14 protein-coding genes, 1 tRNA gene and 1 pseudogene are annotated in these 14,008 nt (G+C 58.4%); 7 read left to right on the forward strand and 9 right to left on the reverse strand.

Annotated features, from left to right (window positions below):
- Positions 1 to 214: 214 nt before the first annotated feature.
- The 8 genes from E2F50_RS00005 to E2F50_RS00040 all read right to left on the reverse strand — a co-directional run bounded on the left by E2F50_RS00005 (position 215) and on the right by E2F50_RS00040 (position 10,116).
- On the reverse strand, positions 215 to 1,045 hold the full coding sequence (locus E2F50_RS00005; RefSeq protein ID WP_133314032.1) for an MBL fold metallo-hydrolase: 831 nt from the start codon (positions 1,043 to 1,045) through the stop codon (positions 215 to 217).
- A 3-nt stretch (positions 1,046 to 1,048) separates the two neighbouring features.
- Entirely contained in the window at positions 1,049 to 1,831 is a 783-nt protein-coding gene (locus tag E2F50_RS00010) for a TatD family hydrolase (protein ID WP_133314033.1), read from the reverse strand.
- An 8-nt stretch (positions 1,832 to 1,839) separates the two neighbouring features.
- A complete protein-coding gene (gene metG, locus E2F50_RS00015) occupies positions 1,840 to 3,396 on the reverse strand; it encodes a methionine--tRNA ligase (RefSeq protein WP_133314034.1) in 1,557 nt (518 codons plus the stop codon).
- 100 nt (positions 3,397 to 3,496) lie between these two features.
- Positions 3,497 to 4,525 carry a DNA polymerase III subunit delta' gene (locus E2F50_RS00020; protein ID WP_133314035.1) on the reverse strand — a complete coding sequence of 343 codons (1,029 nt, stop codon included), beginning with the start codon at positions 4,523 to 4,525 and terminating at the stop codon, positions 3,497 to 3,499.
- Positions 4,522 to 5,220: a dTMP kinase gene (gene tmk, locus E2F50_RS00025; RefSeq protein ID WP_425375337.1), complete on the reverse strand. Its 699-nt coding sequence runs from the start codon at positions 5,218 to 5,220 to the stop codon at positions 4,522 to 4,524. The genes E2F50_RS00020 and tmk overlap by 4 nt, the downstream gene beginning before the upstream one ends.
- A gap of 46 nt (positions 5,221 to 5,266) precedes the next feature.
- A complete protein-coding gene (locus E2F50_RS00030) occupies positions 5,267 to 6,433 on the reverse strand; it encodes a D-alanyl-D-alanine carboxypeptidase family protein (RefSeq protein WP_133314037.1) in 1,167 nt (388 codons plus the stop codon).
- Positions 6,434 to 6,500: 67 nt separating this feature from the next.
- Entirely contained in the window at positions 6,501 to 7,616 is a 1,116-nt protein-coding gene (locus E2F50_RS00035; RefSeq protein WP_161973910.1) for a septal ring lytic transglycosylase RlpA family protein, read from the reverse strand.
- Positions 7,617 to 8,112: 496 nt separating this feature from the next.
- Positions 8,113 to 10,116 carry a methyl-accepting chemotaxis protein gene (locus tag E2F50_RS00040; RefSeq protein ID WP_133314038.1) on the reverse strand — a complete coding sequence of 668 codons (2,004 nt, stop codon included), beginning with the start codon at positions 10,114 to 10,116 and terminating at the stop codon, positions 8,113 to 8,115.
- A gap of 372 nt (positions 10,117 to 10,488) precedes the next feature.
- On the opposite strand from E2F50_RS00040, the gene E2F50_RS00045 reads away from it, so the two are divergent.
- Positions 10,489 to 10,578, forward strand: a tRNA-Ser gene (locus tag E2F50_RS00045).
- A gap of 304 nt (positions 10,579 to 10,882) precedes the next feature.
- Positions 10,883 to 11,032, forward strand: a pseudogene (locus E2F50_RS23625) (helix-turn-helix transcriptional regulator); the annotation flags it as partial.
- 74 nt (positions 11,033 to 11,106) lie between these two features.
- Here the strand turns inward: E2F50_RS23625 and E2F50_RS23305 are convergent.
- Positions 11,107 to 11,430 (reverse strand): hypothetical protein, encoded by a 324-nt coding sequence (locus E2F50_RS23305; RefSeq protein ID WP_245515238.1) that lies wholly within the window; start codon positions 11,428 to 11,430, stop codon positions 11,107 to 11,109.
- 1 nt (position 11,431) lies between these two features.
- On the opposite strand from E2F50_RS23305, the gene E2F50_RS00055 reads away from it, so the two are divergent.
- The 5 genes from E2F50_RS00055 to E2F50_RS00070 all read left to right on the forward strand — a co-directional run bounded on the left by E2F50_RS00055 (position 11,432) and on the right by E2F50_RS00070 (position 13,963).
- Positions 11,432 to 12,289, forward strand: coding sequence for a helix-turn-helix domain-containing protein (locus E2F50_RS00055; RefSeq protein WP_161973912.1), 858 nt, complete (start codon positions 11,432 to 11,434; stop codon positions 12,287 to 12,289).
- On the forward strand, positions 12,286 to 12,471 hold the full coding sequence (locus E2F50_RS00060; protein WP_133314040.1) for a hypothetical protein: 186 nt from the start codon (positions 12,286 to 12,288) through the stop codon (positions 12,469 to 12,471). Before E2F50_RS00055 ends, E2F50_RS00060 begins: the two co-directional genes overlap by 4 nt.
- Entirely contained in the window at positions 12,468 to 12,611 is a 144-nt protein-coding gene (locus tag E2F50_RS22860; RefSeq protein WP_161973914.1) for a helix-turn-helix domain-containing protein, read from the forward strand. The genes E2F50_RS00060 and E2F50_RS22860 overlap by 4 nt, the downstream gene beginning before the upstream one ends.
- Positions 12,612 to 13,130: 519 nt before the next feature.
- On the forward strand, positions 13,131 to 13,625 hold the full coding sequence (locus tag E2F50_RS00065) for an ImmA/IrrE family metallo-endopeptidase (protein ID WP_133314041.1): 495 nt from the start codon (positions 13,131 to 13,133) through the stop codon (positions 13,623 to 13,625).
- Complete coding sequence (locus tag E2F50_RS00070; protein WP_133314042.1) at positions 13,622 to 13,963, forward strand: hypothetical protein; 342 nt, start codon at positions 13,622 to 13,624, stop codon at positions 13,961 to 13,963. Before E2F50_RS00065 ends, E2F50_RS00070 begins: the two co-directional genes overlap by 4 nt.
- Positions 13,964 to 14,008 lie beyond the last annotated feature (45 nt).

Here is a 14,008-nt window from a genome sequence, read left to right on the forward strand (position 1 = left end):
CTCGATCCGCTGCAGATCACGCTCGCTCATCGCTATCAATCCCATCTGCTCGTCTCCGCGTTGCCTAACGCGGGGAGTGTGACACTCTAACTTTGCAGAAACAGGACATTTTAACTTTGCGGCTACAGACTAAGATCACATAAGATAGATTATGGAACATAGCTATATGCCAGGACTCCCAGCCGCTTATGGTTTGATCCTGCTGAACAACGTCCTAAAGCTCGTCCTGCCGAAGCTCCAGCTCGAATGCCAGCCCGTCATAGGCAGGCTCTACATTTGCCGGCGTCTCCGCCATCACCGTTTCATAGTCCAACGGGATATGCATATGCGTCAGGATGGCGCGCTTCGGGGCCAGCCGCGAAATCCAATCCAGAGACTGCTCCATCGACAGATGGCTGGGATGATACCGGTACTGCAGCGTATCGATGATCAGCACATCCAGCCCATCGAGCCGGTTGACGGTCTCAAGGGGAAAGTCGCTGACATCTGTGCAATAGGCCACGTTGCCGATCCTGAAGCCGAGCGACTGGATTTCACCATGCTGCTGCCTGTGCGGAAAAAGCCGTATGGCGCCGCCTAGGCCGTCGATGGTGATCGCATCATCCATGCTTTCGATCAGGATCGGCTTGACGATCGGCGGATAGTTCCCGCCGACCGGCGTTTCCAGGCAGTAGCCGAAACCCTGCCGGATCCGTTCCATAGTGGCGGCATCCGCGTAGATCGGAATGCGGTGATGCTGGAGAATGAAATAGCCGCGCAGGTCGTCTATGCCATGCAGATGATCCGCATGCGCATGGGTATAAAGGACGGCATCCACGCGCGGCACTTGTGCCGCAATCATCTGGGCTCGGAAATCCGGACCGGTGTCGACCACGACGACAGTGCGGCCGCCATCCGGAGCGATCTGTTCCACCATGAAGGATGCACGGCTGCGGCGGTTTTTCGGGTTGTTGGGATCGCAGGCACCCCAGTCGCCGTTCAGCCTCGGCACGCCCGGTGACGATGCGCAGCCAAGAATGGTAAAACGGCGTCGATAGGCAGCCACCGGCTATAACCTCGGCATGCGTGAGAAGATGCGAAACGCATTCTCTGTGGTGATCCTGGCCATGTCTTCATAGCTTACGCCGTGGCATTCAGCGAGAACCTCTGCCGTGTTGACGACATAAGAAGGTTCGTTGCGCTTGCCCCGCCAACGCTTCGGTGCGAGATAAGGCGCATCGGTTTCAACCAGCAGACGCTCCAGCGGAACGGTTTTTGCAATAGCCCGCAGCTCTTCCGATTTCGGGAAGGTCAGTATACCGGAAAAAGAAACATAGCCCCCAAGCGCGACGCCGGTGCTGGCAAGCTCCTGGCCGGACGAAAAGCAATGGAGAATGAAGGGGAAGCTCCCCTTCCCGCTTTCCTCCCTCAGGATCTGCGCCATGTCTTCGTCGGCGTTGCGGCTGTGGATGACCAGCGGCAAGCCCGTTTCGCGTGCTGCTGCAATATGGCGGATCAAGCCCGTCTTCTGGTCGTCCGGCGTCTGGGTATCATAGAGATAATCAAGCCCGGCCTCGCCGATGGCGACGATCTTCTCGTGCTGGTTGGCAAGCCGCACAAGGTCCTCGGCCTCTATATCCAGCTCTTCGCCAGCATTGTTGGGATGCGTGCCGACCGAGCAGAAGACCGACGGATAGTTCTGCGTAATCTCCAGCAGCCCGTCCAGTTTGCGCACCCGGGTCGAGATCGTTACCATCTGGGCAACCCCAGCCGCATGGGCGCGCCCGACTATGGCATCGCGTTCCTCGGCGAAATCGGCAAAATCCAGATGGCAATGGGTATCGATCAGCATGGAAGATCCTAGGCGCCGGCTTCCGGCGCGACATAGCGCGGGAAGACCGGCTTCGGCGCCTCAAGCGGTGTGCCCGCCTTCAGGCGTCCGGCGTCACCAAGCGCTGCAAAGTCACGCGCATCCGGGCCTGCCGCTACTAGGTCCAGCAGCTTGGCGGAGGATTCCGGCATGAAAGGCTGCAGAAGGATGGCGATCTGACGCACCACTTCGGCCGTGACGTAGAGCACCGTTCCCATCCGCTCCGGATCGGTCTTCTTCAGCGCCCATGGTTCCTGGCCGGCGAAATAACGGTCGGTTTCCGAGACGACGGCGATGATCGCGGCCAGCGCCTTGTGGAGCATCTGCTTGCCCATTTCCTCGCGGCAGATGGCAATCAGCGCGTCGGCGGACGCCAGCATCTCGCGGTCCGCCTCGTTGAATTCGCCGGGCGTTGGGATCTGCCCGTCGCAGTTCTTGACGATCATCGACAGCGAGCGGCTGGCGAGATTGCCGATACCGTTTGCAAGGTCTGCATTGATGCGGATGCCGATTGCATCCTCGCTGCAGAACCCGTCCTGGCCGAAGGAGATTTCGCGCAACAGGAAATAGCGGATCGGGTCGAGCCCGAAGTGCTCGATCAATTCGAAAGGATCAAGCACATTGCCGAGCGATTTCGACATTTTCTCACCGCCCTTGGCCAGCACGAAGCCGTGCGCGTAGACGCGTTTGGGCAAGGGCAGATTGGCCGACATCAGGAAGGCGGGCCAATAGACCGCGTGGAAGCGGATGATATCCTTGCCGATGATATGGGCGTCGGCCGGCCAGTATTTCGCCCGCGGCCCCTGCGGGTCGGTAAGATAGCCGGTGGCGGTGACATAATTGGTCAGTGCGTCAACCCAGACATACATGACATGATCTGGATCGTCCGGTACCTTGATACCCCAGTCAAAGGTCGTGCGGGATATGGAGAGATCGCGCAGTCCGGATTTGACGAAGGACATTACCTCGTTGCGGCGCTCGGCCGGACCGACGAAATCCGGGTTTTCCTCGTAGAGCTTCAGCAGCCGGTCCTGATAAGCCGAGAGCCTGAAGAAATAGCTCGATTCTTCGACCCATTCGACCGGCGTTCCCTGCGGCCCGTAACGGGTGCCGTCGCGCACTTCGGTCTCGTCCTCGGCGTAATAAGCCTCGTCCCGCACCGAATACCAGCCTGCATAGCTGTCCTTGTAGATATCGCCACTCTCCGCCATCCGGTTCCAGATGGCTTGCGAGGCCTCGTGATGGCGAAGCTCGGTAGTCCGGATGAAATCATCGTTGGAGGCGTTCAGCAGCCGGCCCATCTGGCGAAACTCGGCCGAATTGCGCTCGGCCAAGGCTTCGGGCGTTATACCCTCGGCGCGTGCCGTCTGCTGCATCTTCTGCCCGTGCTCGTCAGTGCCGGTGAGGAAAAACACGTCCTTGCCGTCCAGCCGCTGAAAACGCGCCATGGCATCCGTCGCAATCAATTCGTAGGCATGACCAATATGCGGCTTGCCGTTCGGATATGAGATCGCGGTAGTGATATAGAAAGGTGTCTTATCGGACATGGAAGCACTCGGGCACTGAACTTGTTCATGCCGCTCTTAACGTATGTCAGGCGGATGCGAAACCCAAACTTCCAGCTCGCATCACGGAAAGACCGTTGCTCTATCGCGCAGAGTCGAGGATGGACAGGATCGTCTGCTTGCGGTCGAGATTGTAGGCCTGCGCGGTCGCAACCTTTTCGGCAATATCGCTCACCAGCTTTGCCTGTCGGTCCGCGGTGTGAAGATCGCCGGCCAGTGCGGCGTGGCGTGCCCGGCCTGTCAGATGATCACTGAGGTGATCAAGGAAGAAGCCAAAAATGACCTCGCTATCCTTGCCCGAGAGAACGTCTGCCAGCCTGTGCATGGCCTTGCGGGCTTTCGGCCCTTCGGAGGCGATGACCTCATCAAAGGCGGCAATGATTTCGGTGCCGCCGTAGTTCAGAAGTTTGAGCGCCTGCGATACGCTGCCCTTCGACAAGCCGAGAACCATTTCCTCTGTCTTGCCGCCATCGAGCGGCAGGCCGAGGAAGGATAACGCGGAGGACAGATCCTTATCGCCAAGCGGTGACAGCTTGAGGGCTTGGCAGCGCGAACGGATCGTCGGGAGAAGCTTGCCGGGCGCATGCGACAGAACCAGGAACATGGCGCGGCGCGGCGGCTCCTCGAGCAATTTCAAAATGGCATTGGCGGCGTTGCGATTGAGATCGTCGGCCGGATCGATGATGACGATCCGCCAATTACCGGTACCTGAGGTTTGCGAAAAGAAATGCCCTGCCCTTCGCACCTCGTCGATGGTGATCGCGGATTTCACCTTGCCGGTCTTTTCATCGGTCGGACGCGCGAGATGCAACAGGTTATGGGACGCGCCGGAAGCGATCTGCCGGGAAATCGGAGACGCAGGATCAGGATCATCCAGAGTGGCCGGAGCATCGGTAGGCTCGGGATAGGACAGTACGTGATGGGCGAAACGGAAGGCCAAGGTAGCCTTGCCTATGCCTTGCGGCCCTTCGATAAGGATGGCGTGATGGCTCTTGCCAGAGCGGTAGCTTCGGGCCAGAAACTCTTCGGCGGCGTGGTGGCCGAAGAGTTTGGGATTGCGCGCGGGAGCTAGGGCGCCTTCCAGAACATGTGCATCCTGCTGGTCGCTCATCCTACCGTTTCCGCACGGTTGGGCTCGCTCAAGGCAAGCCGACGCGTCAGCGGCTCCACCAGCGCCGCGATGTCGTCGGCAATGGCGTCTTGCAAACGATCTCCATCCACCACGCGACAGCGTTCCGGCTCGGCGGCTGCGATTTCCAGATAGGCCTCACGCCTTTTCTCGTGGGTTTCGATTTCTTCGCGCTCGAAACGATCCGGTGGCGCGTTCGCAGCGCGCTGCCGCGCCCTTTGCAGGCCTGTTTCCGCCGGCAGGTCAAGGATGATGGTGCAGTCTGGGACCACGCCGTTGAGCGCAACCCGCTGGAGCGCCTCAATCAGTTCCGGCTCCAGATTGCCGGTCACTCCCTGATAAACACGCGAAGAATCCACAAAGCGGTCGCACAAAACAATTGCACCGCTTTCCAAAGCCGGCCGTATCACCTCTTCGACATGATCGTTTCGGGCGGCGGCAAATAAAATGGCTTCCATGCGGGTTCCAAACCTCTCCGCCGCACCGGACAGAAGAACATGCCGAACCGCCTCGGCGCCCGGGGATCCCCCAGGTTCGCGTGTCACCAGCACATCATATCCCCGACGTCGAAGCTGGTCCGCTAGCCGACGTATCTGGGTGGATTTACCTGCGCCCTCCCCGCCTTCGAACGTTATGAACAATCCGGACTGATTTGCCACGCGTGTTTCCGCACTCATTTCGAAAGAGGATTATACTGTATATCGAGATAGTGCGAAACATGCCCTAGAGCCAGAAGAACATCAGTTCCATGAGCGCATCGGTGGCCTGACTGACGAGGCCGCCCTTTCCCACGGTCGCGGAAGCTACAAGCGGCACCTCCCGTACCACACGTTCTCCCGAGGATATGCGTAGCACGCCGACATCCTGACCCTGACTGACCGGCGCTCGCAAGGGCCAGCGATAGACGATCCGCCCGGAAAGGCGCTCGGGGTTGTTGGTCGGCAGGTAGATATCGACGGGCTCCTTGGCCACCAGATCGACATGGGTGGCGCTGCCGCCATAGACACTCGCCTGGCCGATGGGCGCCCCCTGAATGAAGAGAAGCCTCGTTTGGAAGGCAGAAAGCCCCCACTCCAAGGCTTTGCGGGCCTCCTCAGACCTTTCTTTGTCGCTGGCAAGCCCGGCCATGGCCAGGAACAGCCGGGTCCCTTGCCGTTCGACAGAGGCAACCAGGGCAAAGCCCGAGCCTTCGGCAAAGCCCGCACCGAGGCCGTCAACACCGATGTTGAGGCCAAGCAACGGGTTCTTGTTGCGCTGTAAGATCTTGTTCCACTGGAAATCGGGCTGTGCGTAGAACGGGTAATATTCCGGATATTCCCGATGAATATGACGCGCCAGTTCCACCATGTCGCGAACGGTGCTCCGGCTTTCGGCGCTTGGCAGACCGGTCGCGTTGCCGAAGACGGAGCGGCTCAGGCCAAGATCCTTGGCGCGCGCGCTCAGGCGGGATGCGAACTCGCCTTCGGTCCGCGAAATACCTTCAGCCAGAACGATACAGGCATCATTGGCGTTCTGGATAACCACGCCCTTGACCAGATCATCGACCCGCATCTGCGACTTGAGCACGGCGAACATGGTCGTGGTGCCGGATGGCGCACCGCCGGTGCGCCAGGCATTTTCGCTGACGGAGTACATGGTTTCAGGAGTGATCTCCCCGCGTTTGATCGCGCTGAAGACCAGTTCCATTGTCATCAGCTTCGCAAGCGACGCGGGAGGAAATGCCTGGTTTTCGTTGGAAGCAAGCAAGACCGTGCCAGTCTTTGCTTCCACCATGTAGATCTGCTTGGCCTTGGTCGCAAAGGCTGGTGCGGCCTCTTCGGCCCAGGCTGTTCCGCAAAGCGATAGAACTGGCAAGACAGCCAGGCAGACCAGTAGCGGAAGGCGATGCATCGTGACCCCAGAAGCGTTCAGAACCACTGCGTAGCAGCGTAAACGCTGCGCCGCAACGCAGTCATTCTCAACGGGACGGCTTTTGCGCCGGTGCGGGGTCTTGAAGCAACATATTGCCGAACATCACCTGCGGCTGAACACCCTTTGGGGGTGCAATATAGGCAGTCTCGGTGGACGAAGCCGGCTGCACCACTGCCGGCCGAACCTGAGCCTGCTGGGCACGCGGCTGTGTCAACTGCTGGGCCGGAGCTGGCGCCAGCGCAGCCATAGCCCGCTGTTGAACCGGAGGACGCGTCGCCGTTGCGACCGGGCGGTCAGCTGTGCGAGGTGCCGCTGCAGGCATCGGCGCTGATGAAGCTTGAGTGGTAGAAGCCTCAAAACCGCGCTGCGATGCTTCCTGCGGCTTCGACGTGCGGGTCGTCGCAACTGCCGGAGCCGGCAGCCTCAAACCGTAGGCCTGCAACTGATCGCCAAGCGGCTCGTTCGATGCGACCATGACACCGGTTGCGATTTGGCCATCTGGATTGAACGACGGCAGGCGATCGCCCTTGCGGATATACGAGGCCATCAGGAAGGGCGCATCCTGACCGTCCATACGGGCGCGACCGACATATTGCACATTGACCTTGGCCGTGCCGGTTCTCTTGATGTCGAGAAGCTCGGCCGTCTTGCTCGACACATCGAGAATGCGACCTTCATGATAAGGCCCACGATCGTTGACGCGCACAATCACGGACGAACCGTTTTGAAGATTGGTGACCCGGGCATAACTGGGCAGCGGGAAAGTCGGATGCGCGGCGGTCAGGCTGGCCGAGTCGTAGACTTCGCCATTGGCGGTGTAGCGGCCATGGAAGGCGGAACCATACCAGGACGCCAACCCGCTCCTGTTGTAGTCGGGATCTTCTTTCGGAATGTAGGTCTTTCCCCGCACCTGGTAGGGCTGACCGACCATGAAGCGGCCGCCGCCTTTCGGCACGGGCTGCCCCTCACTGACGACGCGCGGGCTGGCTTTGACGCCATATTCTTTTTCGGAGAAATATTCCTTGCTACGGATGTTCTTTTTTGGAGGTGCCTGGCTCGTCGTGGCACAAGATGCCATGGCCGCGCACACAACCGTTACCCCAAGCAATCTCGCACCCAGCGAAATCGTGCCGCCACTCACAAACAAAATCGTCCGCCCCATGCTGCTTTTCTGAAACGGAATTGAGCAACCGCCCTAGCACTTACCGTTACAGGCATTGAACCGATCGAGGCACCTCGTATGCCGAAATCGACGCTTTGCATTTTTGCTTTCTTCGTGGCGAAAATGCGAACGATAACTGTAGAGTACTTAAAGTTTTATCTTGTATGGTTAATAGTAAGTTAACGTACCGAAGTCCACTATTATGCCCGACGATAATATATTGGCTCTAATACTTCTGGATTACTGAGACTCAAAGCACGTTTTGCGCGTAGACGCTAGAGCTCATCTTCGTCCGAATAGAATACAGCTATCTCAGGTGAGCATTTCTTGAGCTCCCATGCCTGTCGAGATCCTGCTACTTCCGCCAGCAGGCGATCGGAGAACGATGGCGCTAGCGCCGCCACTCCGGTTGGAGCAACAAGTTGGTCACGGCAACACCGGCTAATCAGTCTATAGCAGCCAAAGGCAGCCAGTGCCGGGCTGCCTTTGAGGATCATCAGAATTCTTCCCAGCTGTCGGCAGCTGGTGCCGAAGATGCTGCGCTGCTGCCCTTACCCATGAAGGCCTGGGCGATCTTGCCGACCATGCCGCGTGCCGGAGAGGCGACAGGCGGCGTATACGAATTAACGGCCCTCACCGGCGTGACTGGCGAAACGATAGGCCTGCTAGACGCGGGGCGCGTAGCCGGCTGAACCGACACAGGTCCACCGGCGCCGAGATCGAACCGGCCGATCAGTTCGCGCAGGCGGGCGGCTTCATTGGCAAGCGTTGCCCCGGCGGCATTGGCTTCCTCGACCATGGCGGCGTTCTGCTGCGTCACCTGGTCCATCTGGTTGACGGCGGTGTTGACTTCCGACAGGCCGACCGACTGCTCGCGCGCCGAGGTGGCGATCGAGTCCATATGCTGGTTGATGGTGACGATATAGCCTTCGATCGTCTTCAGGGCATCGCCGGTCTCGCTGACCAGCTTGACGCCGCTTTCCACGTCGACGGAGGAATTGCGGATCAGGTCCTTGATTTCCTTCGCCGCCTTGGCGGACCGCTGGGCCAGTTCGCGCACTTCCTGGGCAACCACCGCAAAGCCCTTGCCGGCTTCGCCTGCACGCGCCGCTTCGACGCCGGCATTCAGTGCCAGGAGATTGGTCTGGAAGGCAATCTCGTCGATCACCGAAATGATCGAGGAGATCTGGCTGGAGGACTGCTCGATCTTGCCCATGGCATCGACGGCATTGGCCACCACGGCACCGGAATGACGGGCGCTTTCATTGGCCTGGATGGCCACCGTGCGGGCTTCTTCGGCACGCTTGGAGGAGTTCGAGACATTGGCGGTGATCTCGTCGAGAGCGGCTGCCGTTTGTTCGAGCGAGGCGGCCTGCTGTTCGGTGCGCTTGGCGAGGTCGTCGGCGCTCTGGCTGACTTCGCGCGAACCACTGTCGATCGAGCTGGTCGCCTGGGAAACGGCACCGAGCGTGCCGCGCAGCTGTTCCACGGCCGTGTTGAAGTCGGCGCGCAGGCTTTCGAAATCGGCAGCGAAGGGCTGGCTGAGCTGGAAGCTGAGGTTGCCAGCGGACAGCTGCTTCAGGCCGTCGGCGAGACCGCTTGTTGCCTGCGCCATGGCTTCGGCGCGAACACGATCCTGCTCGGCCGCACGACGCTGCTGTTCTTCCGACTGATGACGCTGGGCTGATGACTCGCGCTCGAGCTCCTGCCCGCGCAATCCGTTGTCCTTGAAGACCTGCACCGCACGCGCCATGCCGCCCACTTCGTCCTTTCGATCTGCGCCGGCCACCTCGGCCGTCAGGTCGCCATCGGCTAGGCGCCGCATGACGTCGCTGAGCGCACGAACCGGCTTCACAAGCCAGACCTTGATCATCATGAAGCTGACCAACGTAATGACCACGAGGCCGACCAGCACCCCGCCAATGGTCGTCCAGTAGATCCCGCTCGATGCGGCAGAAAGTTCAGCCTTCCGCTGATGGGAGATGTTGGCAATATCACCGACCTTGTCGGCAAACACCTGCGTCATTGTCTGAAAGTGCGGGTGACATTCGGTAAAGAAGACTTCGGTGGCATTCTTGATATCGATATAGGTCAGCGCCTTTGAGCCGAGCGTCAGGGTTGTCGCGCAGGACTGGTCGAGGATGTTGACCGCTTTCGCCTTTAACTCCGAAATGCTGGCATCCCTAGGGAGATCGGCTGCAGCCTTGTCGATGAAAGCCGAAAAGTCCATTCGCGCAGCGGCGATCTCATCGAAGGCCTTCTTTTCCTGCGCCTTGTTCGACGTCAGGAGAACATCGCTGATCGCGGCTCTGATCGTCTGGAATGTACGGCTTGCCCGCGCAAGTGAAACCGAGGCGTCCTCCTCGGCGGCCAGCAGACCAGAGTATCCGGCGTCGACCTCGATAATCCGGTCCCCGGCATAGAAAGCCAACACCAAAGCAAAAAGCCCGAACGACGCGAGCAGCGCGAGAAATTTGCCGGTAATCGAAACGTTCTTCATCTGGACCCCATCCCTGCTCTTCTGCCGAGTCATTTGGCCTTGGTTTGCCCCACCTGGACATCAAGGCTCGATCGGGGCACCCCATTCTGACAAAGCGCCCTGCCCCGGTTGCAGCTAACATAGTGAGCCATGTTTTATTCTTGGTTAAATCAGCGCCACGACAAACTGCAGCCACTCCGCCGAGTTTCTTGATCGTCGGAGAATCCAAAGCGCCTGATCCGATAGAGCCGCGAGGACAGGCCGCTATTGCTGCCGAGCACGTTGACGCTGCCACCAAAACTGCTAAAAGCCAGCCATGCGATGATCGAGGAACTGCTTACCTCTGCCTCTTACGCTTGTTTTGCGGACCGGTACCGGCATTCTCGATTGGATGGAAGAGTGTCCGAGTGGTTTAAGGAACCGGTCTTGAAAACCGGCGTGCGGGAAACCGTACCGTGGGTTCGAATCCCACCTCTTCCGCCAGTATTCTGCCTTAACTCATTGTTACAATGCAAGATTTATGGACATGTCTTTAGCTGGTCCCACTTAGAGGCCCACTTAGACAGGAGCAGAGCATCGCCTCCTGCTGTTGACATTGCAGAAACTGCCAACTACTTTCACATCAGGTTCTGAGCGAAGCGCAAACAGCCTTACCGGCTGGGCAATCCAAGGATTGGCCTGCGTCCCGACCGCCAATTGTGGCACATAGGGGAAACCGAACCCGCGGCAGCGGGATCAGGTTTTCCGGTTGCCGCTGCCGAGGCACCTTCACAGAGAAGGTGACACCATGGCAGAAAAGTTCCTAACCCTCCGGCAGATCATCGACGCACGAGGGATCTCAGCGAATACCGCTTATCGTTTGATTCGTGCTGGGAAGCTTCCCGCTGGTGAGCGTGTTGGTGCTCGCAGCGTCCGTTGGCGCGCCAGTGTAGTCGAGGCTGCGTTCGAAGCTCTAAACGTTGATCGAGCAGCGAAGGCCCCCTCACCCGCTCCGCGACCGCCATCGACCGATCATCTCAACGTGGCTGCAATCTGGCTGGCCGGCCAGGCAGAGCCGCCGCGTCCAGTCATCCCCGCCCTCGCAACGATGTTCGGCTTGACTGCGTCCGAAGCTTGCGCCGTCGCTGCGCAGGCGTTCGAACTGAGGGCTGGCCAATGACCTCCGCACCGGACCGCGCTGCCGAAGTTGCCCGCTTTATAATGCTGCGCAGACGCGAGCGCGACCAGCGCCAGATTGTTTTCGATCTTTGGCGTCTCTTTCACGATGCCGATCCCGAGCAAGTATTGCGCGGAATTTCGATCGCCCTGGAGATTTTCGAAGCCGACGAGGTCCAACATGCTTGCGCAAAATGAAAAGGCCGGAGGGCGTTTGCGCGCCGCTCCGACCGGTAACCACAGTGCTGATACAAAAAAGATACCGGACGCTGATGCGGAAGGCAAGACGACCCGTAAGGTCGATCTCCGGATCGCCTTCAGAAAGCGCCTTCTGCAAGTCCGGATGAGCGGCGCCTGCTTTCAGGTCGCCTTGTGCTTGTCGGACGTGTTCGCTGACAACGAAACGCTGGAGTGCTTTCCGAGCTACGCGGCCATATCCAAACATACCGGATTGTCGACTCGTGCCATTCAGGACGCCATTCTAACGCTGAAGAATAAGGGGTTCGTCGCCACAAAACGACGCGGCTTCAGCACCTCTTTGTTGTATGCCCTGCAAGTTCCGTATCCGGCAGATTCTCGTGTTGAAGATGAGAAGAAAGGGGAGCCTGTATCCGGCAGTTTCTCGTGTTCATATCCGGCAGATTCTCGTGGTGAGGAACACGGGAATCTGCCGCCTAACAAGACTGCTGAACTAGACTGGATGAGCAAGACTGAAGATCAAGTCCTACCGAGTTGCCCGCCGGCTGATGTCGTCGCGCAATGCGCTCCTCCGCTAGATCTCGGTCATTCTTCCCTCGATCTAGCACAGCCGGCTACTGTAGTAGGCCACGGCCAGCCTTCGGATGATCTCGGGAAAAGGGAAGAGAAAACCATACGTGCTCCGGCCAATCCTCGGGACCGAGTCACGCAAATCCAGGAGCTAAAGCCGGGCATCTCCGTAGCAGATGCGAAAGAAATTGCCGAATGGTGGCAGCAGTATCCGCGTACTTTGAGCGAGATCGAGAGCCGCTTCGCTCGCGAATTGGGAGCCGTTCTATGACTGAAGATGGACAGCTCGACCTCTTCGTCTGGGCATCAAACCGACCGACCGCCAAAGTTATCCATGCCGTCCACCGCTGGGCGCATCGGGATCGCGAGTGTCTGTGGCAGGCGCTCCTGACGCCGCATCCTCAATTAGATGCGGAGATCGTCGACATAGCCGCGCGGAGGGCCGCCGGATGACTGAGCAACAGAAGTTCACGGCCGAAGCGCTTTGGATCGCCGGCCATACAGTCGCAGCTATCGCCAAAGCGTTGGGCGTCTCCCGCGGTGCCGTGTCCGGACACATAACCCGTTCGTCCCTCCCAACAGGTCCGACATGACAGCGGACGAACGTCGGGATCACCTCCTGCGGATGAAAGAGGATCGCCGCGACGGAGGCCTGCTCAACCGGTTCGACTGGATCGCGCGATATGCAGCTCATAACACAGCAAGGGGCAGGCAATGAGCCATCGCCCTCCCCTTACTCCTCAACGGGTGGATGCAATGCTGGAGCGACGCGAGCCCAGTCTTGCATTTGAGGCTTTGTGGGGCGCTTCAACGATTGCCCGCTTCATTGGGGTAAGCGACGATTTCGTCAGAAAGATCGCTCGCTCGAAAACTTGTCCAATTCGCGTTGTCGAAGGCAGATATTTTTGTACCAGAAGTGAAATTACGATCTGGCTGATGTCGAAAGAGGGTGATTAGTTGCCCCTGCCAACAAATGTGATTGCACATTCATGGGCTTGGTAACTTGTCCACAGCTACCTGTGGATTGCGAGCTAGAATCAACCTATCTTTGGTGTAAGCACTTGACAATAAGACGCTGCATTGATCAGCGCGAAGGGTATTGGAGGTTCTGAATGGGAGCCGATTGGAAGAAAGCGAAGCAGAAAGCCGCAGACGTTGTAAAGAACTATGGCCTAACGAAGCCGCCGGTTGATCCCGAGGCCATAGCTGAAGCTATGGGGGTAGATGTAGTATACGCGCATTTTTCCCCTGGCATCAAAGATAAGGTTTCAGGATTCATTCAGTTCGACCCGCTTCAAATTGTGGTCAACAAAGAGATACATCCGAATCGGATGACGTTCACAATCGCTCATGAGCTCGCTCATTTTTTGATGCATAAGCCATATGCGGAGTCGAACGATTATCGGGTGATGCCGCGGCAAAATGAATATTCGGTGCGTAAGCCCCCCGAGGAACAAGAAGCGGATTGTTTCGCTGCGGAGTTGTTGGTCCCTGAGAAGATGCTTAAGGCCTACAAAGACTTTGCTAGCACCAGGGAACTGGCTCGGATTTTCGCCGTGTCGGAAGATGTCATCCTCAATCGCCTCAAGAGCTTGAGGGTTTCGTGATCCTTAGTCGTGACGAGGCGCTAAAAGGCATCACCGCGCCGGCCGATCAAGAAGACGATCAGAAAAATGAGGGCATCCAAGACGCTGAACTGGCGCGGGTGGAAATCGACGGGCGCAAACAATATTACGCGCTTCGAAGAGACTGGTCTGGATACATAGCATCTTGGATCTCTGCACTTATCCTATTCAACGCCGGCCTCACGATTTGCGTGGGAGCTGGCGTTTTTAGTTTCGTTGACATGCAATGGTTCATCACCGCTGTCACGGTCGAGACTTTTCTACAGATCGTTGGAATGGGCTATATCGCGGTTCGTTTTCTCTTTTCTCACCGACCATAACGAAAGTCGATGCAGCCGGATAACGCTGATATCCGGAAGGAGCGG

This window comes from Rhizobium deserti, from assembly GCF_004358025.1.
In the GTDB taxonomy this organism is placed as follows: domain Bacteria; phylum Pseudomonadota; class Alphaproteobacteria; order Rhizobiales; family Rhizobiaceae; genus Neorhizobium; species Neorhizobium deserti.